General features: G+C 66.3%; 1 pseudogene. It reads left to right on the top strand.

Features of this window, described 5'->3' with window-relative positions:
* Positions 1-125: 125 nt before the first annotated feature.
* Positions 126-291, top strand: a pseudogene (locus tag MKL01_RS19835) (MucR family transcriptional regulator); the annotation flags it as partial.

Here is a 291-nt window from a genome sequence, read left to right as displayed (position 1 = left end):
CTGTTCCTGGAGTACGGCAATGATCGATGCGGTGTCTTCGTCGGCCACGGCGGCCGCGACATGCGCCGGAAAGGGCACCACCGTATTCGTCTGCTCTCGCTTCATCGCGCTGAACCCTCGGCTCTCGTCCTCGGGTTCGGCATGACGGCATCGTCAGCTTCATCGACGGCAAGACCTACAAGACGCTCAAGCGCCACCTCACCAGCCACGGGCTCGACCCGAAGGCCTACCGCGACCGCTACGGCCTGCCGGCCGACTACCCGATGGTCGCCCCGAGCTACGCCGCGCAGC

This window comes from Methylobacterium sp. J-070, assembly GCF_022829385.1.
Lineage (GTDB): Bacteria > Pseudomonadota > Alphaproteobacteria > Rhizobiales > Beijerinckiaceae > Methylobacterium.
The sequence above is the reverse complement of the archived record's forward strand: the minus strand, read 5'-3'. Positions and strand labels throughout refer to the sequence as shown.